The organism is Streptococcus oralis (genome assembly GCF_001579175.1).
GTDB classification, from domain to species: Bacteria; Bacillota; Bacilli; order Lactobacillales; family Streptococcaceae; genus Streptococcus; species Streptococcus oralis_O.
Map to the genome: position 1 here is coordinate 674,773 of NZ_KQ970759.1, position 26,760 is coordinate 701,532.

General features: G+C 42.7%; 23 protein-coding genes, 1 pseudogene and 1 riboswitch. Of the genes and pseudogenes, 5 read left to right on the forward strand and 19 right to left on the reverse strand.

Features of this window, described 5'->3' with window-relative positions:
* The 15 genes from nrdD to uvrA all read right to left on the reverse strand — a co-directional run.
* Nucleotides 1-2,042 (reverse strand): anaerobic ribonucleoside-triphosphate reductase (gene nrdD, locus SORDD24_RS03430; protein WP_061407901.1); only part of this gene is annotated, 2,042 nt, incomplete at its 3' end.
* A gap of 128 nt (nt 2,043-2,170) precedes the next feature.
* Nucleotides 2,171-3,688 carry a hypothetical protein gene (locus tag SORDD24_RS03435; protein ID WP_061407421.1) on the reverse strand — a complete coding sequence of 506 codons (1,518 nt, stop codon included), beginning with the start codon at nt 3,686-3,688 and terminating at the stop codon, nt 2,171-2,173.
* A gap of 35 nt (nt 3,689-3,723) precedes the next feature.
* Nucleotides 3,724-3,867: a hypothetical protein gene (locus tag SORDD24_RS11285; RefSeq protein WP_196757264.1), complete on the reverse strand. Its 144-nt coding sequence runs from the start codon at nt 3,865-3,867 to the stop codon at nt 3,724-3,726.
* A 74-nt stretch (nt 3,868-3,941) separates the two neighbouring features.
* Nucleotides 3,942-5,474, reverse strand: coding sequence for a cardiolipin synthase (gene cls / locus SORDD24_RS03440; protein WP_061407424.1), 1,533 nt, complete (start codon nt 5,472-5,474; stop codon nt 3,942-3,944).
* A 283-nt stretch (nt 5,475-5,757) separates the two neighbouring features.
* On the reverse strand, nt 5,758-6,909 hold the full coding sequence (locus SORDD24_RS03445) for an iron-containing alcohol dehydrogenase (protein WP_061407427.1): 1,152 nt from the start codon (nt 6,907-6,909) through the stop codon (nt 5,758-5,760).
* Nucleotides 6,910-7,093: 184 nt separating this feature from the next.
* Complete coding sequence (locus tag SORDD24_RS03450; RefSeq protein WP_061407430.1) at nt 7,094-7,549, reverse strand: SP_0198 family lipoprotein; 456 nt, start codon at nt 7,547-7,549, stop codon at nt 7,094-7,096.
* 90 nt (nt 7,550-7,639) lie between these two features.
* Nucleotides 7,640-8,890, reverse strand: coding sequence for a bifunctional folylpolyglutamate synthase/dihydrofolate synthase (locus tag SORDD24_RS03455; RefSeq protein WP_061407433.1), 1,251 nt, complete (start codon nt 8,888-8,890; stop codon nt 7,640-7,642).
* 409 nt (nt 8,891-9,299) lie between these two features.
* Entirely contained in the window at nt 9,300-9,605 is a 306-nt protein-coding gene (locus SORDD24_RS03460) for a DUF1292 domain-containing protein (RefSeq protein WP_000017624.1), read from the reverse strand.
* Between the two features lie 15 nt (nt 9,606-9,620).
* Nucleotides 9,621-10,040: a Holliday junction resolvase RuvX gene (ruvX, locus tag SORDD24_RS03465; RefSeq protein ID WP_009013577.1), complete on the reverse strand. Its 420-nt coding sequence runs from the start codon at nt 10,038-10,040 to the stop codon at nt 9,621-9,623.
* Between the two features lie 3 nt (nt 10,041-10,043).
* Nucleotides 10,044-10,310 (reverse strand): IreB family regulatory phosphoprotein, encoded by a 267-nt coding sequence (locus SORDD24_RS03470; protein ID WP_000507059.1) that lies wholly within the window; start codon nt 10,308-10,310, stop codon nt 10,044-10,046.
* A gap of 87 nt (nt 10,311-10,397) precedes the next feature.
* Nucleotides 10,398-10,967: an SP0191 family lipoprotein gene (locus SORDD24_RS03475; protein ID WP_033630419.1), complete on the reverse strand. Its 570-nt coding sequence runs from the start codon at nt 10,965-10,967 to the stop codon at nt 10,398-10,400.
* Nucleotides 10,968-11,033: 66 nt separating this feature from the next.
* Nucleotides 11,034-11,432 (reverse strand): transcriptional regulator Spx, encoded by a 399-nt coding sequence (gene spx, locus SORDD24_RS03480; protein WP_000591165.1) that lies wholly within the window; start codon nt 11,430-11,432, stop codon nt 11,034-11,036.
* Nucleotides 11,433-11,566: 134 nt separating this feature from the next.
* Complete coding sequence (gene mgtA, locus SORDD24_RS03485) at nt 11,567-14,227, reverse strand: magnesium-translocating P-type ATPase (RefSeq protein ID WP_061407436.1); 2,661 nt, start codon at nt 14,225-14,227, stop codon at nt 11,567-11,569.
* 196 nt (nt 14,228-14,423) lie between these two features.
* Nucleotides 14,424-14,575: riboswitch (M-box (ykoK) riboswitch) on the reverse strand.
* A gap of 55 nt (nt 14,576-14,630) precedes the next feature.
* Nucleotides 14,631-15,692 (reverse strand): M24 family metallopeptidase, encoded by a 1,062-nt coding sequence (locus SORDD24_RS03490; RefSeq protein WP_061407439.1) that lies wholly within the window; start codon nt 15,690-15,692, stop codon nt 14,631-14,633.
* Complete coding sequence (gene uvrA, locus SORDD24_RS03495; protein WP_061407441.1) at nt 15,685-18,516, reverse strand: excinuclease ABC subunit UvrA; 2,832 nt, start codon at nt 18,514-18,516, stop codon at nt 15,685-15,687. The genes SORDD24_RS03490 and uvrA overlap by 8 nt, the downstream gene beginning before the upstream one ends.
* 132 nt (nt 18,517-18,648) lie before the next feature.
* Between uvrA and SORDD24_RS03500 the strand changes: the two genes are divergently transcribed.
* From SORDD24_RS03500 to SORDD24_RS03515, 4 genes are all read left to right on the forward strand, one after another.
* On the forward strand, nt 18,649-19,593 hold the full coding sequence (locus SORDD24_RS03500; RefSeq protein ID WP_061407443.1) for a magnesium transporter CorA family protein: 945 nt from the start codon (nt 18,649-18,651) through the stop codon (nt 19,591-19,593).
* An 11-nt stretch (nt 19,594-19,604) separates the two neighbouring features.
* A complete protein-coding gene (locus tag SORDD24_RS03505; protein ID WP_042903006.1) occupies nt 19,605-20,282 on the forward strand; it encodes a DUF1129 domain-containing protein in 678 nt (225 codons plus the stop codon).
* Nucleotides 20,283-20,297: 15 nt separating this feature from the next.
* On the forward strand, nt 20,298-20,645 hold the full coding sequence (locus tag SORDD24_RS03510; protein WP_061407444.1) for a TfoX/Sxy family protein: 348 nt from the start codon (nt 20,298-20,300) through the stop codon (nt 20,643-20,645).
* 267 nt (nt 20,646-20,912) lie between these two features.
* Nucleotides 20,913-21,950 (forward strand): S66 family peptidase, encoded by a 1,038-nt coding sequence (locus SORDD24_RS03515; RefSeq protein WP_061407447.1) that lies wholly within the window; start codon nt 20,913-20,915, stop codon nt 21,948-21,950.
* Between the two features lie 42 nt (nt 21,951-21,992).
* Here SORDD24_RS03515 and SORDD24_RS03520 read toward each other — a convergent pair.
* The 3 genes and pseudogenes from SORDD24_RS03520 to ruvA form a co-directional block, all read right to left on the reverse strand.
* Nucleotides 21,993-22,676 (reverse strand): annotated as a pseudogene (locus tag SORDD24_RS03520) (CPBP family intramembrane glutamic endopeptidase).
* A complete protein-coding gene (locus SORDD24_RS03525; RefSeq protein WP_061407450.1) occupies nt 22,677-23,237 on the reverse strand; it encodes a DNA-3-methyladenine glycosylase I in 561 nt (186 codons plus the stop codon).
* A 9-nt stretch (nt 23,238-23,246) separates the two neighbouring features.
* Complete coding sequence (ruvA, locus tag SORDD24_RS03530) at nt 23,247-23,840, reverse strand: Holliday junction branch migration protein RuvA (protein WP_061407453.1); 594 nt, start codon at nt 23,838-23,840, stop codon at nt 23,247-23,249.
* A gap of 159 nt (nt 23,841-23,999) precedes the next feature.
* On the opposite strand from ruvA, the gene SORDD24_RS03535 reads away from it, so the two are divergent.
* Nucleotides 24,000-24,497 carry a helix-turn-helix domain-containing protein gene (locus tag SORDD24_RS03535; protein WP_061407456.1) on the forward strand — a complete coding sequence of 166 codons (498 nt, stop codon included), beginning with the start codon at nt 24,000-24,002 and terminating at the stop codon, nt 24,495-24,497.
* Between the two features lie 151 nt (nt 24,498-24,648).
* On the opposite strand, the gene mutL is transcribed toward SORDD24_RS03535, so the two are convergent.
* On the reverse strand, nt 24,649-26,598 hold the full coding sequence (gene mutL, locus SORDD24_RS03540) for a DNA mismatch repair endonuclease MutL (protein ID WP_061407459.1): 1,950 nt from the start codon (nt 26,596-26,598) through the stop codon (nt 24,649-24,651).
* Nucleotides 26,599-26,760 lie beyond the last annotated feature (162 nt).

Below are 26,760 nucleotides of genomic sequence, written 5' to 3' on the forward strand. Positions count from 1 at the left end.
CCACAGTTTGGACAAGCAAATCCTCTTTCAGTTGGTTCAAAATCTCCTTCAAAGTCACACTTATAGCAACGATCAATCGGAGTATTGGTCCCTAGATAGCCAACTCGGTCATAGGCATAGTCCCAAACAGCTTCCAAGGCTTTAGGATTTTGCTGAAGGACTGGGTATTCACAGTAATGGATGAAACCACCTGACGCACCTGCTTCTGGGTAAACTTTCTCAAAGTCTAATTTTTCAAACGGTGTTGGATTTTTCCGGACATCGTAGTGGAAAGAGTTGGTGTAGTATTCCTTATCCGTAATATCAGGAATAGAGCCGAACTTCTCTGTATCCAAGCGACAGAAGCGGTCTGTCAGACTTTCAGACGGTGTGGAGTAGATAGAGAAATGGTAACCATATTGGTCAGACCACTCTTCCACACGACGTTTCATATCGCGAATGATATCCAGTGTGAATTCCTTGGCTTCTGGATTACTTTCCCAGCTGTTTCCAAAGAAGACAGTAGCCACTTCGTACAAACCAATGTAGCCCAGTGAAACTGTCGCACGGCGATTCTTAAAGAGTTGGTCAACACTTTCTTCTTTTCCAAGACGGCGACCGAAGGCTCCGTACTGATAGAGGATAGGGGCATTCGCTGGTGTTGCTTCCTTGGTCCGTTCAACACGGTAAACCAGAGCATCTTCTGCGATGTTCATCCGCTCGTTGAAGATTTCCCAAAACTTATTCAGATCCCCTTCAGACTCGAGGGCGATACGAGGCAGATTGACTGTCACAACACCTAGATTCATCCGACCTGAATTGACCTCAACACCATTTTCATCTTTCCATCCTTGAAGGAAAGAACGGCATCCCATAGGAACCTTGAAAGAGCCTGTCAACTCGATAATCTTATCGTAGGACAAGACATCCGGGTACATCCGCTTGGTTGCACACTCGAGGGCCAACTGTTTGATGTCGTAGTTAGGTGAGCCTTCCTCTAAGTTGAGTCCTCTTTTTAGCGTAAAGATGAGTTTGGGGAAGATGGCTGTTCGATGTTCTGAACCAAGACCCTTGATACGAATGGTCAAAATAGCTTTTTGAATTTCACGCTCAAAACGATTGGTTCCCAGACCAAAACCTAGCGAAGTAAAAGGTGTTTGGCCATTTGAAGTGAAGAGAGTGTTGATTTCATACTCGAGAGATTGCATGGCATCGTAGATATCTTTCTGCGTTTTCTTCCAAGCGTAATCTTCCCGTTTGTCAGGTAAGACCCACTCTTCCGCATCCTTGAGGTGTTTCTGGTAATTCTTCTCTGCATACGGTGCCAAGACTTCATCGATACGGTCAGCTGAACAGCCCCCATACTGGCTAGAAGCAACGTTGGCGATAATTTGTGAAATTTGAGCGGTCGCAGTCTGGATAGACTTGGGACTTTCTACCTCCGCATTTCCAATCTTAAAACCATTTTCCAACATGCCTTTAAAATCAATCAAACAGCAGTTGGTCATCGGTGTGTAGGGGCTGTAGTCCAGATCATGATAGTGGATATCCCCTTTTTGGTGAGCATTGGCTACGTGCTTAGGAAGCATTTGTAGCCCGATTGACTTCCCAACAATCCCTGCTGTCAAATCACGCTGGGTATTAAAGACATCGCTGTCTTTATTGGCATTTTCATTGACAACTGCCTGATCTTTATTGAGCAGCTTATGGATACTAAAGTTGATATCTGTCGCTTTTGAGCGCTCAAAATCCCTTTGTGTCCGATAAGTGATATACTCCTCAGCCAAGGCATATTCTTTGGCTTCAAGGAGTTCATGTTCTACGACATTCTGAATTTCGTAAATCTTGACACCTTGAGGAAAGCGACTGTGAATTTCAGTGACGATTCTTTCAACCAGACCATTTAGGCGTTTTTCTACTAGAGGCGTAACGTCCATAACCTTTTCCGCCGCCTTGTGGAGAGCCTTGTCAATCTTGTCTACATCAAACACCACACGTCTACCATCTCGTTTTTCAACAAACAAGGTGGGAACGGTTGCAAGCTTTTCTTCTAATACAATCATATCCATGCTCTTTTCTAAAATATTGTTGAATTGTTTATATTCAGTATTATACCACTCTAAAGATAAAAATCAATATCTTGTGTCAAAAATCCTAAATTTTTTAAAATTCCACAAGATATTGATTTTTGTTATTTTGATTTATAAAGTTTGAACTCGCTAGTACTTGTCTGAACAAGCTCATAGTTTTCACTGAGCCAGCTCTCTACATCTGACCACAAGGCAACTTTTTGATTGACCACAATCATCTTCGGTTGATTCTCTTTCAGATCATTCATCAGTTTGGTTTTATTTTCGTCGCTTGCAGTATAGAGTATTGGTGTCACTAGAGAAGTTGGCGCCAAGCGTTCACTTGCACGATAGAAATCTGAACGATCATCCCAAGCATAGACACGATCCTCAGAACTCGTTTGCTGTTTGACCATACTAGCAAGACGTTCTCTCTCCTGATAAGTCGCTGGGTGTGAAAGGTAGCGACTTACGATAGGAAGAACAATAAGATAGGCAAGGGCAATCAGTGGTAGATAAAAATTTCCTTTAAAGAAAGAAGTTTGTTTCTCACGTCTTCTTCTACGACGACTACCTCCCTCAGAAACATCTTCCTTGATTCCTGTCAAAAGGAGCAATACCAAGAAAGGAAGGAGGATAACGAGACGAGTACCGTTGACAGGTTCATTTGAGAGAATCAAGATTCCCAAAGAAACCAACAAGCCCAAGCTAGCAGCAATTGATAAGGCATATTTCTTGGCTGGTTTTGACTGGAATAAACCAGTAAAGAGCAAACCAAGGGAACCTAACCCAATAGCAAGTAAACCATAGAAGGCTGCATTTTCAAGCAAATGCGAATTTGAAAAGAGGCTAAGAGTATTTACTGGATATAAGGTCTGGCTAATGGCATCTCCAAAACTTCCTGTCAACACCGTGTAATAGCCCAAAGGATAGAATAAGAGTGAAAATCCTAATGCTGATGCAAAAAATTGATATAAACCATGAACAAAGCGGCCTTTACGTAGATTAAAACCAATGATGCCCAAGGCCAATACAGCCGCAAACAAGGCGGTTGGGATTGGCGCAAGGAAGAAAGCAAGTGCAAGGCTCATCCCCACTCGTACAAATCCTTTATCATCCTTTGGAAAAGCTAGATAATTTGTAACGATACTCAATGAATAAAATAGGAAAGGTAGGGCTAGCAAGAGAGCATAACCGCCACCAAAAGCGAGGCCAGCTACAAGCAAGTATAAAATAAAGACAACTCGCTTCGCCTCCTTTTCTTGGCCGACAAGAGTATCCGCAGCCTTAAAAAGAAAAACACCTGCTCCAAACAAAGCCAACCACTCAACCAAAGCAATCAGAATACTGCCTTGAAAAAGGTAGGTTAGCACATAATAGAGCAATCCCTCCGTCCCAAAATAATCTGTATACATTTGACCATTTTGATGCAAGGCCCAACCGGTATAAAGATCCTGAGTTTGTTGCGGACTGACTAAGCCAAAAATAAAAGGCAGGACAACCGAAATGGCTGTGGCCACTAAACTCCAAAGCATGATACTAAAAAAGGGAACGGGAGCTCCTTCTCTCTTTTCTGGCACTGACCAGTCTTGGTAATGAGATCCTTCTTGTTTCTCATCTATTTTCCCGTATACGTTCATTCAATTTCTCCTCTAAGTTTATCTGTTTTAGTATATCAAAATCTTACAGGAATGTCAGCTTGGGATTGATATTTGCTGAATTTCTTATCCAAAATCGCAAAGCGTTCGATTTCACGAAAACGGTGGAATCGACTATTTCTATACTCTCTGATAAAATCTTCATCTTCTAGATTGAGCATGTTTTTCTCCTTTACCTATCTATTCGTAAGAAGAAAAAATAAGATCCAGCCTTGGGCTAGATCTCGATGGATAGTTAGAGCATGGGTGCAAACAACTGGACAATTTCCTTAATGAGGCTTTGGTACCAGCTTGTTTTGATTGTGTGGGGATAGATTTCTTGAGAAACCTTAAAAATCTCTTCGAAGTCCCTCTCAATATCGATGATAGATTGCGTTCTATAAAGCAAGACGGCATTTTCATAGTGGTGAAGCAAGCTACGATAGTCAAAATTGATGGTTCCCACTGTTGCTGCTTCTCCATCGACCAGCATTTGCTTACTATGAAGAAATCCGGGACTGTACTCGTAAATGCGAACTCCCGCGGATAGCAAATCTGGATAGGCTCCACGAGTAACCAATTGGATGACCTTCTTATCTGGGATACAAGGTGTCACAATTCGCACATCTACCCCTCTCAGAGCTGCATTTTTGATACTTTCTGTGAGATCATAGTCCGCAATCAGATAGGGTGTCGTGATATAAATGTAGTCTGTTGCTTGATTGATAAGGTTTTGATAGACCGTTTTTCCAACCTGAGATCGGTAAATAGGTTTAGGGCCACTACTATAGGGAATACAGAGCCCCATCCCGTCTCTAGGTTGATTTTCAAGATGGTATTGGTCAAAGTCACTAATCTCTCCACGATTGATATACCAGGTGGATAAAAAGAGTCTGGTAAAAGCCTTTACTGCTGGACCATCCAGACGAATACCGCTATCCTTCCAGTAACCAAAGCGTTCGATATGGTTGATATACTCATCGGCCAGATTGATACCACCTGTATAGGCAATTTGACCATCGATAACCATGATTTTACGATGATCACGGTTGTTATAAGCAACAGTCAAACGTGGAATCACCCTGTTAAATTTATGGGCTTCAATCCCTCGGCTACGAAGCTGGATGGTATAATCCCCAGGCAAGGTTGCCATACAACCAATATCATCATAGAGAAGCTTCACCTCTACTCCTTGAGCTGCCTTTTCTTCCAAAATCTCCAAAATACTATTCCACATCAAGCCTTCTTCGATGATATAGTATTCAAGAAAGATAAATTTCTCCGCTTTCCTGAGATCCTCTAGCATCTGGTGCCACATACTTTCACCAGAGGCAAAAAATTGAGTATCCGTTCGATCATAGACATCAGCATTCGTGTCCATACTGAGGAGTGATTTGATAACGCCGTAAGCTGATTTGTCTTGTTCCTTTAACTCCAAACGGAGAGCTCTGCTATTGTCCTCTCTATCAACCATTGATTGGAGCTGCTTCAGCTGCTTCATTTCTTTTTTAGATAAACGACGCTCTCCAAACATGATATAGAGTAAGGGGCCAAACACTGGCACAAAGGCTACTAACAGCCATGTTACCTTACTCTCAGGATTCATAGACCGATTGACAATCGATACAATGGTCGCTAAACTCACTAAAATGACTAGGATAATCCAGACAATTGGAGCCATTTGCCCTAGATAGAGAAATAAACCAAAGACGATAAACAACTCTGCCAACATGATGGTAATACTGAAACCATATTTGGACATGAGTAGCTGCATTTTTCTAGCTGTCATACATCCCCTTTCTTTTCTAACATTCTCCTTAACTGCTTGATAAACTATTGTTTCTACTAGTATACCTCAGTTCAGGGGTAGATGGCAACCTTTTACCTTTTTCTATTCAAACTATTCCAAGAACTGCAAGATTCTTAAACTGCTCCTTCACTATATGACGTGCTACCCCTTTTTATATTTTTAACTAGGGGATTAAGAGGCTTAAAAAGAACTACCATAATGATAGTTCTTTCCAATATTATTTATATTTTCGGGAATACGTCGCTTCCTCTTGAGTTAATCTCTAGAAGAGCTCTTTATAAAGAGCAATGGTCTCTTCTAAAGTTGGCATGAATGGATTGCCTGGCGCACAAGCATCGATCAAAGCATTTTTAGAAAGATAGTCAAAATCAAAGTCTTTTTCTTGGATACCAAGTTCAGTGAGTTTCTTCGGAATACCTACTGTTTCAGACAGTTTTTCAATTTCAGCAATAGCATAGTCTGCACATTCTTGGTCTGTTTTCCCCTCAACATGGAGTCCCAAAGCCTTGGCTACATTGCGAAAAGCTTCTGGTACACGTTTGGCATTTTCACGTTCAACAACCGGGAGAAGCATGGCACAGCAGACACCATGTGGTAAATTATACACTGCACCAAGTTGGTGAGCCATTGAGTGAACGTAGCCCAAACCAGCGTTGTTAAAACTCATACCGCCAAGGAAGATGGCATTGACCATCGCCTCACGCGCTTCAATATCTTGGCCATTTGCCACAGCACGAGGAAGATACTCTTTGATGAGCTCAATCGCTCCGATAGAGAGTTTCTTGGTCACATTATAAGCACCTGGTGTTACCAAGGCTTCAACAGCGTGGGTAAGAGCATCCATACCTGTCGCTGCTGTCAATCCTTTCGGCTTTGAAAGCATAAGTTCTGGATCATTGACAGAGATGAGGGCAAGGCTGTTCTTATCAACCATTACCATCTTGACCTTGCGTTCTTCGTCAGTAATGACATAGTTAATCGTAATTTCTGCAGAAGTTCCAGCTGTTGTATTGATCGCAACCACTGGCAAGCCTTTCTTAGCAGACTTGTGGAGACCTTCGTAGTCCTGTGGTTTTCCACCATTTGTAGCGATGATAGAGATACAACTAGCTGCATCCTGAGGAGATCCTCCTCCAAGACTGATGATGAAGTCGCATCCATGCTCTTTCAGGGCAACCACTCCGTCTGTGACGTTCTTGCAAGTTGGATTTGGCTCCACATCGCTAAAGATCACATATTCGATCCCTTCAGCATCTAATGGTTTTAGGACCTTAGGTAAAATATCGCTGCCTTCGATGAACTTGTCTGTCACCAAAAGGGCCTTCTTATACCCCAATTCCTTGATATACGGACCTACTTCATTTACAACACCTTTACCAATAAGGTTAACTGATGGAACGTAAAATGTAGCCATATGCGTTTCCTCCTGCGCCTCTGCGCTATTTGATTATTTACCTTAAGTATACGACCTTATCCTTCATTTTACAAATATTTGTAAGCGCTTTAAGTAAAAAACGGTAAAGAACCACTGGTCACGTTTTTAAACAAAAAAGCTCCAAAAAGATGGATTTCATCTCATTGGAACTTTAACTTAATCATTATTGCTTAGTTAATACCACTCGGTCAGATGCCTCTCGGTCCATATCATCAATAATCATTTGATTACCATTAACCGTGTAAATTTTGACATCATCACCGATAATGACACGTTGTTTTTCTGGTTTAAAGCTGACTTGCTTGATTTCCTTATCTCCATCTGGTTCGACCTCAGTCCATGTACCAGTTTTACCTGTTACAACAAGAGTGATTTGGTCATTCTCATCTTTTCCAGTATAGGTACCATCGATGTTCGTAGGTTGAGCTACAGTAGTGTCCTGACTCGAGGACGCCTGTGGTTGGCTAGCACTTGTAGCAGCACTAGAAGATGACTCTTGTTGAGTAGATGGTTGCTGAGCAGATTGCTGGGTAGGGGCTTGTGCCTTAGGTCCACAAGCTGCTAAAAGACTAAGAATTGCTAGGGAAGCAATAGAAAGTGTGAATGTTTTCGTTTTCATAGCGATTTCCTTTCTTTTGTGCCAATGTTTTGCTGGAATCGTTTCCAGATGTACCTCCTACCTCAAGTATAGCAACTTAAACCTAGAAGGTCAACCAATCTTATCACTTCCTACCAAACTTGCTCGGACTTCTGAGATAAAGTAGAGGGATCCAGTCACGAAAAGCAGATCCTGATCATTGGCCTTTTCTTCAAATTCTCTGATAAAGTCCCCATAGGAAGAAATCAAATCGTAACCCGCCACATCCTTCTCATCCAAGGAACCTTGGTAGTCAAAGCCCGTTACCTTAAGTTCCACCTGAGGCAACCGCTCAGATAGATAACCTAACATCCCTTGATAATCTTTGCGTTTAAGGGCACCAAAAAGGATGCAGGCTTGATAACCTTGCTGGATTTTCCCCTGGATAAACTCTACTAGACGAGTCAAGGCTGGAAGATTGTGAGCCCCATCTAGGTAGATTTGCGGGCGAATCCGTTCCAATCGACCTGCCCAGTGAGTCTTCTTCAAAGCCTGTCTAACAAACTCTTCTTCGACTTTTTCCTCTCTTGACTCCATAAAAAGTAGAAAGCTTTGTAAAGCCAAGGCGGCATTTTCCTGCTGATAAACACCCTCCAAACCGATTTTCAGCTGGGAAAATCTTGCTAGGCTACTTGAAAAATTTCCAGCTTTCAAGGTGAAATCTTGCCCAGCTTGATAAAGGTCTACAGCTAACTCTCTTGCTCTTTTTTGACAGACAAGCTCAGCTTCTGGAGCAAGATTGGCAATGACTGCCTTCTTTCCAGTCTTGAAGATACCAGCTTTCTGCTCGGCTATTTCCTCCAGACTATCGCCCAAGGTCTCCTGATGATCTAGGCCAATGGAAGTAATAACTGCAATCTCTCCAGTTACCACATTAGTCGTGTCTAGTAAACCACCAATCCCCACTTCTAGCAAAACCAAATCTACTTCTTGTTCCCTAAAATAGAGGAAAGCAATCAAGGTCAGCAACTCAAAAAAGGACAGCTGGTCATGTGTTCCCAAAAGAGTTTTTTCCATCTCCTTAACTTGCTCCGCCAAACGGATAAAATCTGCATCAGCTATTGCTTGCCCATTGATACAGATTCGATCATGGAAACTGATGATATGGGGAGAGGTAAAGGTGCCAACATTATTTCCATGAACTACAAACAACTCCCTCATAAAGGCAATAGTTGACCCCTTACCGTTAGTTCCTGTTACATGGATAATGGGATAAGCCTTCTCAGGATTCCCTAGCAAATCCACTGCTCGCTGCATTCTTCCAAGTCCAGATCTAAAGTTTAAACCAATCCGACTATGGAGCCATTCTTCTACTTCAAACATACATGTCTCCTTAACAAAAGTCCAATCAACCACTGCATCAAAGTATGATTGCAAATAAAAAACGAGGCCGGGACAACAATCCCGACCTCTTACCTGGTTAGCTAATCACTAGCTACTATGAATTTCAACGTGAGCTAAAAACGTCCACTGGATGTTCCAACTCTTCTAATTTTCAGGAGTTGGGCTAAAAACGTTCCCCGAACGTTCCTGCTTTTCCAATTTCTGGCGCAGGGGTAAAAATGTTTACTGGATGTTCCTGCTTTTTCTTATTTCTAGAAGCAGGGCTGATACAGTCTCCCAGACTTACCAGTTCTCTCTTATTTAAAGGAACTGGGCTAAAAATGTCCCCCGAACGTTCCTGCTTTTTCTTATTTCTAGAAGCAGGGCTGATACAGTCTCCCAGACTGTATCACTCCTCCATAAAGCTGTTAAAGACTTCTTCAATCATGTTCCATTCGTCTTCTGAGTCTTCTGGAATTGGTTGCAATTCACCCTCTGTTCCGTCTTCATTTTCGATGAATGAGTAAGCTTGGATTTCAACTTCACCATTTTCATCTTCTTCTGCGTTAACTGGCACTAGAAGAACATAGTTTTTACCAAATTCTTCTTTTCCATCAATGGTCAAAAGGATTTCAAATAAAGTTTCATTTCCTTGTTCATCAACAAGTGTAATCAATTCACGTTCTTCGTGATCGTGGTTGTGATCGTGTGACATAGTTTCTCCTCTGTCTTAAAATTTTCTATCTAAATAATTTTGCAAAATCAGCTGAGCAGCCAACTTATCAATAACTTTCTTGCGTTTGTTACGGCTGATATCTGCTTGTTCAATCAACATACGTTCCGCAGCGACAGTCGTCAGACGCTCATCTTGATAGTCTACTGGTAAACCAAAAAGTTCCTCTAATTTTGCTCCGTAGGCTTGACTAGCTTCTACCCGCGGTCCACTGGTATTGTTCATGTTTTTAGGTAGACCAACTACAAAGCGCTCCACCTTATAGCTATCAACCAATTCCTTGATACGGTCAAAACCAAACTGGCCCTGATCCTCATTAATATGGATGATTTCAAGTCCTTGAGCAGTGAAGCCTAGGGGATCGCTAATGGCAACGCCCACTGTTTTTGAACCGACGTCCAATCCCATAATTCTCATAGATTATAGATCGACCCCTTGTCCTTTAAGGTAGTAGCGTACCAATTCTTCAACAATTTCATCACGCTCATACTTACGGATTTGATTTCGTGCATTGTTATAACGAGGAACGTAGGCAGGGTCACCACTCAATACATAACCGACGATCTGGTTAATCGGATTGTAGCCCTTGTCATTCAAAGAAGCATAGACGTCTGTCAACGTTTCGCTAATTTCTTTCTTATTGGAATCATCCAATTTAAACCGTACAGTTTCTTCAGTAAATCCCATTCTAACACCCTCTTTCCTTAGAATATTACTATTATAGCATATTTCCTTACGTTCTACAAATAAATCAGTTTGTTTATTTGGATTTTCTTACTGTTCTACCGCCCCATTTGCCACTCTGTCAGCAATATACTGGCTAGGTTCGTTTTTTAAGAGATTTTCAAGACCGATATTTTTTAAATATTCTAGCTGAGTTGCCTTTTTGACATCCAAAACTTGAAAATCATAAGTCGTTGTGGTCTGGATTTCTGTCTCGCTGAGTAGCTTGGTTTCCAGTGTAAATCCTGCCAGTTTGCGTACCTCTTGGATAGTCTCATCCTTTTCTTCTGCTTCTAAAAGCGCTTTTTGCGTTTCCTCTAGGCCATTTTCAGAGATAAAGGTCTTGAGTTCATCCCCGACAGGTCGTTTTTGCTGGATGGTCAAGGTCAAAAATTGATTGCCTTTATAAGTAATCGTTTGAGTCTGTTGCGTCCCATTTTCTGACTTCGGCATCAACAAGGTCTTGGTGACAACCGTATTCTTTTCGGCATTGTCCAAAACGGGAAGGTTGGATTGGAGAGGTTCAGATGCTGTTGTGGAAGCAGCAGGAGTTTCCTTTTTTTGCCCACATCCCGCAAGCAAAAAGAGGAGAGCAAAACTAGCAATTAGTAACTTTTTCATAATTCCTCACATGATTTTAAAACAAAAGAGCAAACAAGGCCAGGAGTCACTCCCAGCCTTGATGTTTTATAGAGCTGCACGTAGACGTGCTTCTGCATTTTCTACATTACGGACAGAGCGTGGCAAGAAGGCACGGATATCATCTTCTTTATAGCCGACTTGCAGGCGCTTCTCATCAACGAGAATCGGACTCTTTAAGATCCGTGGAGTTTCCATGATTAAGTTGAGCACTTCATTGACACTCAAATCTTCAATGTCAACTCCAAGTGCTTTAGCGTAGCGGTTTTTTGACGAAACGATACTGGCAATTCCATTATCTGTTTTCGTGAGAATGTCTAATAACTCTTCTCTCGTAATTCCTTCTTTACCGAGATTTTGTTCTTTATAACTTAACTGGTGGGCATTGAGCCAGGTTTTCGCTTTTTTACAGCTAGTACAACTTGAGACTGTATAAATTTTGATCATGTACCTACCCCTTTCGCTACATGTTACTATCAGTTTAGTCTATTATACCATAAAAAACATCCGACTTGCGACCTATTTTTAAAAAAATTTAACTTTTTTAGCGATTTTCGTACTTTTTTCTTGACAAAATCAATTTATAACCAACTTTTAAATTTTTTGATATACAATCGTTTCACAACTGTAACACTTATCATATAGAGAACGATAATCAAAAGCAAAAAGAGGAAATAAATTGGTTCCAAAGGGGCTAAATGAAGAAGGCTAGCAATTGAAGAGTAGGGAAGGAAGGTCACAAAACTAGCAGCTAGCAAGCTTGTTCCAAGAACAAACCATGATGGACGGCTTTGTAAGAAAGGAAGCTTTGCTGAACGAAGCATATGGATAACCATGGTTTGGGACCACATGGATTCAATGAACCAACCTGTCTGGAACAAGATGATAAAGCCCGTTGCAGACTCTGCTCCGTGAGTATAAGCTTGACCTGTCGCCATTGGGACAATGACAAAATACAGCAAGATAAAGGTCAAAATATCAAAGGCAGACGAAATCGGACCCATCCAAATCATAAAACGAGTAATAGACTTAGCCTCCCACTTATGAGGATGTTTCAAAAAGTCTTCATCTACATTATCAAATGGTAAGGCAATGCAAGAAAGGTCGTAGACGAGGTTTAACACAATCAAGTGAATCGGAGCCATAGGAAGGAAAGGTAAAAAGATACCAGACACTAACAGAGAGAAAATGTTCCCGAAATTAGAGCTGACCGTCATCTTGATATATTTGGTCATGTTGGCATAGACTTTGCGTCCTTCAACCAGCCCTTTTTCAAGCACCATCAAATCCTTATCTAGCAAAATGACATCAGCGGTTTCTTTGGCAATATCTACTGCTGTATCAACAGAAATCCCCACATCTGCTACTTTCATTGAAGGGGCATCATTGATCCCATCTCCCATATAGCCGACACAATGTCCATTCGATTTGATTTGTAAAATGATTCGTGCTTTTTGATCCGGAGAAAGTTTGGCAAAGACAGTCACCTTCTCAACTGCTTGAGCCAACTCTTCGTCCGTCATGGCATCAATATCCGAACCCAACAAGATTTGATCAACATCTAAACCAACTTTTTCGCAAACTGCCTGGGTTACCTTCTCATTGTCCCCCGTCAAGATCTTTGTTTGAACACCGTGTTCTAACAAAGCTTGGATAGCAGGTGCTGCTGATGGTTTTGGTGGATCTAGAAAGGCAAGATATCCTGTTAGAATCATCTCTTTTTCATCTTCAACTGAGTAAGCAAAACCTTCTTTTAGACCTGTTTTATAGGCAACTCCCAAGACTCGCAAGCCCTGTTGATTGAGTTGGTCTACTTCTTTTAAGATCTCCACTCGGATATCATCCGTCAAAGGGCTAATCTGACCTTGATATTCCACATGGGTTGAAATCGCAAGCATTTCCTCTAGGGCACCCTTGGTTACCAAACTAACAACTTCGTTCTCATCTTTGACGATAACACTCATCCGCCTGCGTTCAAAATCAAAGGGCAATTCATCGATTTTTTGGAAGCTAGTATCCAAATTTTGTAGAATAGCGTGTTCTTTAGCTTCTTTTTCAGTTCTACTGATAATGGCACGGTCCATCAAGTTTTTCAATCCCGTTTGAAAATAGGAATTGAGATAGGCACGTCTCAACACAGATAAATCCAAATCTCCATGTATATCCAAAGGATATTCAAGGACAATTTCGTCTTGGGTAAGGGTTCCGGTTTTATCCGTGCATAGGATATCAATAGCACCTAGATCTTGTATGGCATTGAGTTTTTTGATGACGACTTTTTCCTTGGCCATGATAATGGAGCCTTTTGCTAGACTAGCCGTGATGATCATAGGAAGCATCTCAGGTGTCAATCCAACACCAACACTCAGTGCAAACACACCTGCTTCCAGCCAGTCGTCATCTGTCAAGCCATTGGAGAGAAAGACGATGGGAACCATGACTAACATCAAACGGATCAAGAGCCAAGAGATGCTGTTCATCTCCCGTTCAAAAGAGGTCGGTTCGTCATAGGTATTGAGAGTTTGCTCGATTTCTCCCATCATGGTGTCATCACCGACCGCTAGAATCAAAGCCTTGGCACTTCCTGATATCACATTGGTTCCCATAAAAGCGAGCGCTTCTGCTTCTAGTAGACTATCAAAGTTTGACTGACTCATTTTTGACAAGGCCAGTTTTTCAACTGAGTCACTTTCACCTGTCAAACCAGATTGTTGGACAAAGAAATCACGTGTTTCAATTAAAATGAGGTCTGCTGGAATCATGTCCCCAGCACTTAACTTGACTATATCTCCAACGACCAAATCTTCAATTGCGACCTCTAAACTCTGGCCTTCGCGAATAACTGTGGCTGTGTTCACAATCATTTTTGATAGGTTGGTCGCAGCCTTGTCACTCCGCAGTTCTTGGACAAAGCGTATGCCACCAGAGATTAGAACGAGAACGACGATGATGATAGAGGTCGTCGGATCTTCTTGTCCAGGCTTTGCCAACCAGACATTGGTCACCATGGAAATCATAGCAATGACAAGAAGGATGATTGTAAATGGATTGATAATAGATTCGTAAATCTTTTTGAGGATACTATCTTCTTGACCCTTGGTGATGGTGTTTTCGCCATATAGGTCACGATTTTTCTCCACCTGCTCCTCAGTCAAGCCTGTTAGACTTGTCTTATAAAAAGATAGAGTTTCGTTTAAGGGTGTGTGAATAGCTGTTGCTAATCTTTCTTTTGTAGTTTTCATTGGTTTCTCCTATCTGTATGAATGATGTGTTTCATACACAGAGACCAATCACTTTATAAGGGCAGAACGACACAAATCAGCGATTGGCTGTGTATGTGCGGTTCTGGATGATCGTCAATTTGCATCGTTTTTCTCCTTTCTTTTTCTTAAAACAGCAGAAAATCCCACCATAAAAATGGCAGGATTAAAAAACTAATTATCTGTTTTTTCGTTCAAGCTTTAACTCCATAGGGCGATGTAATGAGCTTAGTCTTGGCCTTCGCGACCAGGACTGTTGACCAACGAGTAGTGTCTCCACTGCTTTGCGGTAGTCATCCGTATCCCTATGGTAGCCTCACCTACCGTTTTCGTCTTTCAGTATAAACCTTTAGAATATAAAAGTCAACGATTTATCATAATTTTCTTAAATAATAATTAATTCCTTAGATGCTAAAGTCAACAATTCGCAACCTGTCTCTGTGATCAAGATATCATCTTCGATACGAACCCCGTATTTCCCTTCGATATAAATACCTGGTTCATCAGTCAAGGTCATGCCAGACTTAATAGTTTCAGTAGAAGTTTGGCTAAAGTAAGGTTCTTCGTGAATATCCAGTCCGATACCGTGTCCAATACCGTGGGTAAAGTAGTCGCCATAGCCTGCCTCGATGATAATATCACGTGGAATTTTGTCAAAGTCACGGAAACCTAGACCTGCCTTAGCTTGGTCAATCAGAGCTTGGTTGGCTTTCAAAACTGTGTTGTAAATCTCTGCTTGCTCGTCACTGACATGGCCTAGATAGATGGTACGTGTCATATCGCTGACATAGTGATCATAGAGACAGCCGAAGTCCATGGTAATTGCTTCTCCTAGCTCTACGGGTTTATGCATGGGGTGGGCATGGGGTTTGGAAGAGTTGATACCACTTGCTAAAATGGTATCAAAAGACAAACCTGCCGCTCCTAACTCACGCATGCGGAAGTCAAGGAAGTTGGCAATTTCAATTTCAGTTTTTCCTGGTTTGATAAAGTCAAGCGCATCGCGAAAAGCTTGATCTGAGATGGAACAAGCCTTGCGAATGGTCGCAACCTCTTTCTCATCCTTAATCATACGGAGTGCTTCAACAAACTGAGTCTGTGGCAACAAGTTGATTCCCGCAAAGGCAGCCTGCATACGGTGGTAATAAGAAACTGAAATTTCATCTTCAAAACCGACGCGAGACAAGCTCATATCCTTAACAATGCCTGCAATGACAGCCAACTCATCACGGTCAGCCACAATCTCAAAACCTGTTACTTCTTGCTTAGCAGCAATGATATAGCGAGAGTCTGTCACTAAGACTTGGCGGTCACGGCTGATGAAGACTGTTCCATTTGAGCCCCAAAATCCTGTCAAATAGTAGACATTTTTAAGGTTGTTGATAATGATTCCATCTAGTTCTTTTTCTTGCATTTTCGCTAGAAATGCTTGCACACGTTTATTCATGATGTAACTTTCCTTTCAAATAGTGTCCTGTGTAGCTGGCTTCATTAGCCGCTACTTCTTCTGGAGTTCCTGTTGCGATGATGGTTCCGCCACCGACACCGCCCTCAGGTCCCAAGTCGATGATATGGTCTGCAGTCTTGATAACATCCAGATTGTGCTCGATGACGAGGACTGTATTGCCATCGTCGACAAAGCGAGCCAAGACTTTAAGCAAGCGAGCGATATCCTCAGTATGAAGCCCTGTCGTCGGTTCATCGAGAATGTAGAATGACTTGCCTGTTGAGCGTTTGTGGAGTTCACTAGCCAACTTCATACGCTGGGCTTCCCCCCCAGAAAGGGTGGTAGCCGGTTGTCCTAAGGTTACATAGCCCAGTCCGACATCCTTGATGGTCTGAAGTTTGCGTTGAATCTTGGGAATGTGTTGGAAGAATTCTACCGCATCGTTGACGGTCATATCCAAGACTTGCGAGATGTTCTTTTCCTTGTAGTGAACTTCTAAGGTTTCACTGTTGTAGCGGGTACCGTGGCAGACTTCACAAGCCACATAAACATCTGGCAAGAAGTGCATCTCAATCTTGATAATCCCGTCACCTGAGCAGGCTTCACAACGACCACCCTTGACGTTGAAACTGAAACGGCCCTTCTTGTAGCCTCGAATCTTGGCTTCATTTGTCTGGGCAAAGAGGTCCCGGATGTCGTCAAAAACTCCCGTATAGGTAGCAGGGTTAGACCTCGGCGTCCGTCCAATAGGACTCTGGTCAATGTCAATCAGGCGGTCTACATGCTCAATCCCTGTGATGGTCTTGAATTTACCAGGCTTGTCTGAATTACGGTTTAGCTTCTGGGCAATGGCTTTTTTGAGGATGCTGTTGATCAAGGTCGATTTCCCTGAACCCGATACCCCCGTTACTGCGATGAATTTCCCTAGCGGGAAGCGGGCAGTAACATTTTGCAAGTTGTTCTCACGCGCTCCTGTCACCTCGATAAAGCGCCCATTGCCTACGCGACGCTCCTCTGGGACTGGAATAGCACGTTTACCTGATAGATATTGGCCTGTGATGGACTTGCTGTTGCGAGCCACCTGCTTGGGTGTTCCTGCAACCACAATCTCCCCACCAAAAACACCAGCACCCGGACCAACGTCAATCAGATAATCCGCCTCACGCATGGTATCTTCGTCGTGTTCCACCACGATGAGAGTATTGCCCAAGTCACGCATCTTTTTCAAGCTAGCAATTAAACGGTCATTATCCCTCTGGTGGAGACCAATCGACGGCTCATCAAGGATATAGAGGACACCTGATAGGTTGGAACCAATCTGCGTCGCCAAACGAATCCGCTGACTCTCCCCACCTGACAGGGTTCCTGCCGAACGAGATAGGGTCAGATAGTTGAGGCCTACGTTATTGAGGAAGGTCAAACGATCCTTGATTTCCTTGAGAATGGGACGGGCGATAATGGCTTCATTCTCCGACAAGGTCAACTGGCTCACCAACTCCAAGTGGTCTGCGATAGACAGGTCTGAGATTTCACCGATATGCGGTCCTTGCTCGCCACCTACACGAACAGACAAGGCCTGGTCATTGAGACGGTAGCCGTGGCAAGTTCCGCAGGTCAGCTCATTCATGTAGAGGCGCATCTGGGTGCGCGTGTAGTCACTATTGGTTTCATGGTAACGACGCTTGATATTGCCAATCACTCCTTCAAAAGGAATGTCAATATCCCGCACACCGCCAAATTCATTTTCATAGTGGAAATGGAACTCTTTGCCATCTGAACCATAGAGAATCAAGTTCCTATCCTCTTCTGACAAGTCTTCAAAAGGCTTATCCATATCCACTCCGAAGGCAGTCATGGCTTGCTCTAACATGTTTGGATAGTAGTTAGATGAGATAGGATTCCAAGGTGCCAAGGCTCCCTCACGTAAAGTTTTGCTGGTATCAGGAACCACCAAGTCAACATCCACCTCTAGCTTGATTCCTAGCCCATCACACTCGCTACAAGAACCAAAAGGCGCGTTAAAGGAGAAGAGACGAGGTTCTAGTTCTGGTACGGTAAAGCCACAGACTGGACAGGCATAGTGCTCAGAGAATAGCAACTCAGAATCGTCCATGGTATCGATAATGACATATCCTTCTGCGATACGAAGGGCGGCTTCAATCGAGTCAAAGAGACGGCTACGAATGCCCTCCTTGATGACAATACGGTCGACCACTACATCGATATTGTGTTGCTTGCTCTTGGATAGCTCTGGCACCTCGGTCACATCATAAACTTCCCCATCCACTCGGACGCGGACATAACCGTCTTTCTGAACCTTTTCAATGACACTCTTGTGCTGCCCTTTTTTCTTACGGATGACTGGTGCTAAGATTTGCAGACGTTGACGTTCTGGTAATTCCAAGACCTTATCCACAATCTGTTCCACAGACGAGGCTGTAATGGCTCCGTGACCGTTGATACAGTAAGGCGTCCCCACGCGCGCGTAGAGGAGACGCAGATAGTCATTGATTTCAGTCGTGGTTCCAACGGTTGAGCGAGGATTTTTGCTAGTCGTTTTCTGATCAATGGAAATAGCAGGGCTAAGACCATCAATGGCATCCACATCAGGTTTTTCCATGTTGCCCAAGAACTGACGAGCGTAGGCAGACAGGCTCTCTACATAACGACGCTGCCCCTCAGCGTACAAGGTATCAAAAGCCAAACTCGACTTCCCAGAACCAGACAAACCCGTCACCACGACCAGCTTGTCCCGCGGAATCTCCACATCAATATTTTTTAAATTATGGGCACGCGCCCCATGTATGACAATTTTATCTTGCATAGTTGTTCTTTCTAGTCCATTATTGCTTTCCATTATACCAAAAAAACTGAAATTCTATTACCCAAAAAGCTGATTTTGTAGTATAATAGTACGGTGTGAAAAAAATCTGAATAATAAGGAAAGGATGGAGATATGAAACAAGTCTTTCTCTCAACAACTACAGAATTTAAAGAGATTGATACGCTTGAACCGGGTACTTGGATCAATCTCGTCAATCCTACTCAGAGTGAATCCATCGAAATTGCCAACGCTTTTGACATCGATATCGCTGACTTGCGAGCGCCGCTCGATGCCGAGGAAATGTCTCGTGTGACCATCGAAGATGAATATACCTTGATCATCGTGGACGTCCCCATCACAGAGGAAAGAAATAACCGCACCTACTACGTGACCATCCCTCTTGGGATCATCATTACCGAAGAGACGATTATTACAACTTGCTTGGAGCCCTTGCCTGTCCTCGATATTTTTATCAATCGTAGATTACGGAATTTTTACACCTTCATGCGGTCCCGCTTTATCTTTCAGATTCTCTATCGCAATGCCGAGCTCTACCTGACCGCTCTTCGTTCCATTGATCGTAAAAGCGAGCAAATTGAAAGCCAACTGCACCAGTCTACTCGTAACGAAGAATTGATTGAACTCATGGAGTTAGAAAAGACCATCGTCTATTTCAAGGCCTCACTCAAAACAAATGAGCGCGTGATTAAAAAGCTGACGAGCGCAACCAGTAATATCAAAAAATACCTTGAAGACGAAGACCTGCTCGAAGATACCTTGATTGAAACCCAACAGGCCATCGAGATGGCAGATATTTATGGAAACGTCCTTCATTCGATGACAGAGACCTTTGCTTCTATCATTTCCAACAACCAGAACAACATCATGAAAACCTTGGCTCTCGTGACCATCGTCATGTCCATTCCGACCATGGTCTTCTCCGCCTACGGGATGAACTTTAAAGACAATGAAATCCCCCTCAATGGTGAACCTCACGCCTTCTGGTTAATCGTCTTTATCGCCTTTGCTATGAGTGTTTCGCTCACTCTCTACCTCATCCATAAAAAATGGTTCTAAAAGGAGTCCCCATGTCACAAATTGATTTACAAAAATTAACCAAGAAAAACCAAGAGTTTATCCATATTGCTACCCAGCAATTTATCAAAGATGGCAAAACAGATGCTGAAATCAAGGCTGTTTTTGAGGAAGTTATTCCTAAAATCCTTGAAGAACAAGTCAAAGGAACGACAGCTCGTTCCCTCTACGGCGCTCCAACTCACTGGGCTCATAGCTTTACAGTCAAGGAACAGTACGAAAAAGAGCATCCAAAAGAAAATGATGATCCAAAACTCATGATTATGGACTCAGCCCTTTTTATCACCAGTCTCTTTGCACTGGTTAGCGCTCTGACCAACTTCTTCTCTACAGACCAGGCCATTGGCTATGGTTTGATTACCCTCTTGTTGGTTGGGCTTGTTGGAGGTGTTGCCTTCTACTTGATGTACTACTTTGTCTACCAGTATTATGGACCAGACACAGATCGTAGCCAGCGCCCTCCTTTCTGGAAATCAATCCTCGTCATCCTCGCTGCTATGCTTCTCTGGTTGGCTGTCTTCTTCGCAACAAGCTTCCTACCAGCAGCTCTCAATCCAATCCTTGCTCCACTGCCTTTGGCTGTTCTAGGAGCAGCCCTTCTCGCCCTTCGCTTCTATCTCAAAAAACGCTTCAATATCCGAAGCGCAAGCGCAGGCCCATCACGTTATTAAGAAAAGTGAAACGCTATGGCATATAGTCAATCCTTAGCTCAGCAGATTCGCAAAATTCTAGCACTTAAACTTCCTCCCCAAATTTTCGAAGAAGAGTTAGAAGAAAAGAAATTGTTTGGTGGCCTGGCCTTTATGATTCGTGGGAAAATGGTCCTTACAGTCAGTTCCAGAAAGGACGAACTGGTTATGGTGAGAATTGGCAAAGAAATGGAAAAGCAAGTTCTACCCCGAACAGGAGCTCCTACTACATTGATGAGAGGGCGACCTTATCATGGCTATATAGATCTAGATATCGAAGGTCAAAAAGAGCTTCCTTACTGGATTGATTTAGCCCTCTCCTATAATCAGGAGTTGACCAAGTAACTCATATCTAGCGAGATTAGAAAAACGAAAAGCAACTGCTCAGGCGGTTGCTTTTTCACTTGCTTTCTTGAGATTCAATAGCACTTCTGAGTTTCATTCTTATAGTTTTCTCTCATCTTTTGTGATAAAATAGGCTCATACTCAATGAAAATCAAAGAGCAAACTAGGAAGCTAGCCGCAGGCTGTACTTGAGTACGGCAAGGCAAAGCTGACGTGGTTTGAATTTGATTTTCGAAGAGTATCAATCTATTTCTAGGAGGATGAGATATGGTTTCTACTATTGGTATCGTTAGTTTGTCTAGTGGTGTTATCGGAGAGGATTTTGTCAAACACGAAGTCGATTTGGGTGTCCAACGTCTCAAGGATCTGGGACTCAATCCTATCTTTTTGCCCCATTCGCTAAAAGGCTTAGACTTTATCAAGGACCATCCTGAGGCGCGTGCAGAAGATTTGATGCAGGCCTTTTCGGACGATAGCATCGACATGGTCCTCTGTGCCATCGGTGGGGATGATACCTATCGCTTGCTACCTTATCTTTTTGAAAATGGCCAACTACAAAAGATTATCAAACAAAAGATTTTTCTTGGCTTCTCGGATACCACTATGAACCACCTTATGTTGCACAAACTAGGGGTCAAGACTTTTTATGGGCAATCCTTTTTAGCAGATATTTGTGAATTGGACAAGGAGATGTTGCCCTATAGCCTCCACTACTTTAAAGAACTGATCGAGACTGGAAGAATCTCAGAAATCCGCCCTAGCGACCTTTGGTATGAGGAACGGACTGACTTTAGTCCCAATGCTCTGGGAACAGCTCGTATCAGCCATGTAAATACAGGTTTTGACTTGTTACAAGGAAATGCTCAGTTTGAGGGAGAAATCCTCGGTGGTTGTCTTGAGTCCCTCTATGATATCTTTGACAATTCTCGATATGCAGACAGTATAGAACTCTGCCAAAAGTACAAACTCTTCCCTGACTTATCCGACTGGAAAGGAAAAATTCTCTTACTAGAAACAAGCGAAGAAAAACCTGAACCTGATGATTTCAAAAAGATGTTGCAGGCTTTAAAAGAAACTGGGGTATTTGAGGTCATCAGTGGACTCTTGGTCGGAAAACCTATGGATGAAAACTTCTATGACGACTATAAAGAGGCTTTAATGGACACCATTGATAGCAATATCCCGATTGTCTATAATCTAAACGTTGGCCATGCCACACCAAGAGTCATTGTACCCTTCGGCGTCCATGCTTATGTGGATGCAAAAGAGCAAGTCATTCGCTTTGACTATAATAAAAAAAGCTGAGAAGAGTTTCTCAGCTTTTTCTCTTGTATAACTACTAAAACGTCACATACTACTGATAACTAAAATAATGAAGGAGAGGCTGTTGCCTAACATATGAACAAGTAGGGGATAGTAGATATTCTCCTTTTCTTTCACATAAATAATTGAAAAGGCAAGGCCCCCACCTAGGTAACCGACTGCACTGACTCACTCTGATAAAGCCAAACTGTGCATATGGGTTAGGGCGAAGGCAAGTCCGACTATAAAGATACTCAACCAACTTGGCAGACTTTTTCTCAAATATCTCAATAGAGTTTGACGGAATAATAATTCTTCTACCAGAGGTCCAATGATACAAGCAAAAACTGCTATCAGTATGGGTTGTTCTTTAAAAGCACTTTGTATACTAGCCTCATTTTGCCCTTGACCACTCAAACCCAAAACTTGTTTCAATATTTCCGAAAGGAGAGCAAAAAGGATAGTCATTAGAAAGAGAAGAAGAAAGCCCTTTAAAACTTCAAAGAAAAATTTTCTTTTAGTCTTTCTAATCTCATTCCATTGTTGAATCAATCTATCCTTGAACAAGAAAGAGCCATATAGAGCTAATACTACATAGACTAGATATTTTAGATAATTCGCAATGGCAGATGGCATCAAGGAAGCCAGCAATTTAACGCCATCAAACACAAAGAGAACTGTATAGAGAATCGCAAAAATCAGAATTCCCTTATTTTTGTTAGACATCATTTAATTCCCCTTCCACTCACAATCATTCTCATGGTCGTCAACCAGACCAGCAGCTTGTAAAAATGACAAAACCGCGACTGGACCTGTGAACTTGAAGCCTCGTTTTTTGAGATCCTTGGATATTTTCTCAGATAAAGACGTTTTAGCTGGAGCTAGGTGATAGTCAGGGACATCATTGATGATGGTTTGTCCATTGACAAAAGACCAGAGATAGGCATCAAAGGAGCCATATGCTTCCTGAACTTGTAAAAATGCTTGGGCATTGGCACGCGTAGCAAAAATCTTGGACCGATTTCGGATGATGGCTGGATTCTCTAACAAGGCTTCCAACTCCCCATCTGTCATTTCCGCGACCGCTTGAATTTGATAGCCATGAAATGCTTCTCGGAAAGCCTGGCGTTTGTTTAGTACCGTTTCCCAAGACAGACCAGCCTGATAAGTCTCCATACAGAGCAGTTCAAAAAGAGCGCGATCATCATGAAGAGGCTGTCCCCACTCCTGGTCGTGGTAGGCGATGTAGAGCGGATTGGTCATCTTGACCCACGAACAACGTTTTGGCATACTCTTCTCCTATTTGACCAACATCTTAAGGGCAGACTTGATATAGTTCTCAGCTGTATCCGTCGTTCCTTCAAAGAATTTCTTGATTTTCTTGAGCTCTGTTGCCTTGTAGCCTAGCGCCAGCATGGCTTCCATAGCTTCTTCCAACTCTTGATTTTCAGCACTGGCTTGTACTGCGACTTTGGCAGGAAGGTCATCACTAGCCACGACTACCTTGCCTTCCAAGTCCAGCACCATCTGTTGGGCTGTTTTCTTGCCAATTTTAGGGAACTTGGTCAAGTAGGTGATGTTCTTAGTCTCGATGGCTTGAACCAAGCCAGCATTGTCATCGGCAGCGATAATAGCCAAAGCAGATACAGGACCAATCCCTGAGACCGAAATCAGACTAAGAAAAAGTTTTTTCTCATCTTCTGAGCGAAAACCATAAAGCAGATGGGCATCCTCGCGGACAACTTGGTGCACATAAATCTGAGTTTCTTGGTTAACCTGACCTGAGTAGGCATAAGGGTTGGCTACATGCAAGATATAACCGATACCATTTGCCTCAAGGACGATATATTTAGCAGTGATTTTGGTAATGATTCCTTTAAGATATTCGTACATAATTTTTTCTCCCTTATTTTGCCTATCTAGTATACCATATTTCCCCAAGACAGACTGCAACAAAAGGTGCAACCTCTGGTTGACAAATAGTACAGGAGATTGTATTCTCTTTATAAGTAAAAATTGTTAGGATAGAAGTAGAAAAAGGAGGATAGAATAATGAAACTCGCAGAAAAACTATTTGAGCTCAGAAAGGAAAAAGGTTGGTCCCAGGAAAAGCTAGCAGAACAAATCAATGTTTCTCGGCAAAGCATCTCCAAATGGGAGTCTGGACAAGTACTTCCTGAAATCGAAAAAATCATTGAATTAAGCAAGATTTTTCAAGTAACAACTGACTATCTCTTACTGGATGAAAACTTTGAAAAAGGTTCCACGGCAGTGATTTTGGAGGAAGATAAGGATAAATACTATAAAGAAGTTAAATCCTTTGGCCTCTGGCAAGTGATTTATATTTTCGTCTTAGCTCTGGCTATCTATCTCTTTTTAGCCGGTTCTAGTTTCCCAGCCGATTTCACTGCTTGGATCTGGCTAACCTTTGTTCTATTGATTGCTTCAGCGATTGCTATCAACAAGGCTCTTAAAACCAAACAACGTTATCTTGATAAGGTAATTGGTCTTGAGAATCCTTCAGACAAAGACGACTCTACAAAACCTTGAATCCCCTAATTCAGTTTTCGTAATATTTTTTTAGAAATGATCTTGTCAAGCAAGTGTAAACCTCGTGTCAAGTTGCCCATGTCCAATCAAGTTCCCACTTTGGAAAAACTAAAAAGCCTTGTTCGAAAAGGAACAAAGGCTTTTTGTGTTCTTAATATTTCCCCAACTCACGAAGACTGGTATGATTTTCCTGAATGCGTCGGAACATTTTTTCCATATCCGACTTGGTAAAATGCACCAAAACAGGACGGCCATGTGGACAGTTGTAAGGGTTATCACATTGAGAGAGCTGATAGAGGAGCTGTCTGGCTGAGTGGTCATCGATACGATGGTTGGCCTTGATAGACCGCTTGCAGGACATCATGATAGCCAGCTCTGCTCGGTATTTCTTGATAGAAACTTCCTTGGTCAAGAGCAGCATGTCACACATTTCATAGATACCAGACTCGATTTCTTCCTCTGCCATCCAAATAGGATGTTCACGCAGGATAAATTGATTTTCTCCGTACTCAGCTAGAAAGACACCCACTTCCTCTAAGAGAGGCATTCTTTCTCTGAGACGAAGGGCGTCATCCGCAGGAAATTCAAAGATGTAAGGTACTAGGAGTTGTTGCTGGCTCTGGTCAACATTGCCAATACTTTCTCGGTATTCCTCATACTTGACCCGTTCCTGAGCAGCGTGCTGGTCTATGATGTAGAGGCCATCTCGCCCTTGAGCAAAGAGATAAGTCCCGTGCATTTGTCCGAAAAACTCCAATTCTGGGAAGCTGGATGCTTCTTCTCGCTCCAGCTTGTCATAGGCCTTATCGAGACTGGTTAAATCTAGTTCTGGATGGTCTAGTTGGTCATAGCTGACAGGCTTTCTCTCTGCAAAATGCAGTTTTGCTGGCTTAGTCAATTGGTCTAAAGTTTCTTTAGCAAACAGGGTTAGGTCCCTACCCTCCTCAGTTAATTCAACCTGGTGATCAGCCACCTCAGCTTGGCTGGGTCTAGTTACCTCCGTTTTTTCATAGTAAAGCGTATTTTCTTTGAGTGGGAGAATGGTCTGCTCTACCTTTTGACGATTGCGTACGGTGGATTTGGCAAGATTTTCTAAAGCATCAGGTATCAAGGTCTGTTCCTTAAGACTCTTTGCGATAGCTTCTGAGACAAGCGCCATTAGCTCTCTTTCCTTGGAAATTCGCACTTCTTGCTTGGTCGGATGCACATTGACATCCGCTAGATAAGGGTCAATATGGATATGAATAACAGCCAACGGAAAGCGTCCCACCATGAGCTTGCTGCCATAACCATCTAAAATTGCACGATTGAGCAGAAAGTTCTTGATATATCGCCCATTGATGAAGAGGCTGATATAGTTACGATTTGCTCGTGTCAATTCAGGCAAGGAAACAAAACCTGAAATTTCGAAATCTAGGTCAGAGTTCTCAATTTCAATCATCTTCTTGGCACTTGCCAAACCGTAAATCCCTGCGATGGCTTGGCGCAGCTGACCAGTTCCTGCTGTTCGTGTCATTTCCTTGCCATCACTAATCAAACTAAAAGAAATCTCAGGATGGGCCAATCCCAGACGGTTGACAATATCGATGATATGAGACAGCTCCGCCTGCTGGCTCTTCATATACTTGAGACGGGCTGGCGTGTTGAAAAAGAGGTCCTCTACACAAACCTTGGTCCCCACAGGGCTAGTCGCTGGGATGATTTCTTCGACTTGACCTCCACTCGCGACGAGCTTGGTCCCATGACTCGCGCCATCCACCGCCGTCAACAGAGTCAGAACACTGACAGAAGCGATAGAGGGCAGGGCTTCACCTCGAAAACCAAGCGTCCGAATCCGAAAGAGGTCTGCTTGATTTTTTATCTTACTGGTTGCATGGCGACGCAGGGCCAATTCCACCTCATCGTGAGGGATACCATGACCATTATCTGTGATTTGAATCTTCTTGAGACCTGATTCCTCAATCTCAATGATAATCTGACTTGAGCCCGCGTCAATGGCATTTTCTACCAACTCTTTCACCACACTGGCAGGACGTTCAATAACCTCTCCTGCTGCGATCTGGTTTGCCAGCACCTCTGGCAATTCAATAATATGAGACATCTTTCAGCCCCTTTCTGTATCTATTTTCCTAGAAATTGATTAGTGCTATTATACCATATTTCACATGCTACCAGAAAAAGCAAATACCACATAGACTCCAAATCTCTCCACATAGACAAAAGCTCTTGCCATGGGTCATAAAATAGTGTTTAATAAAGGTGT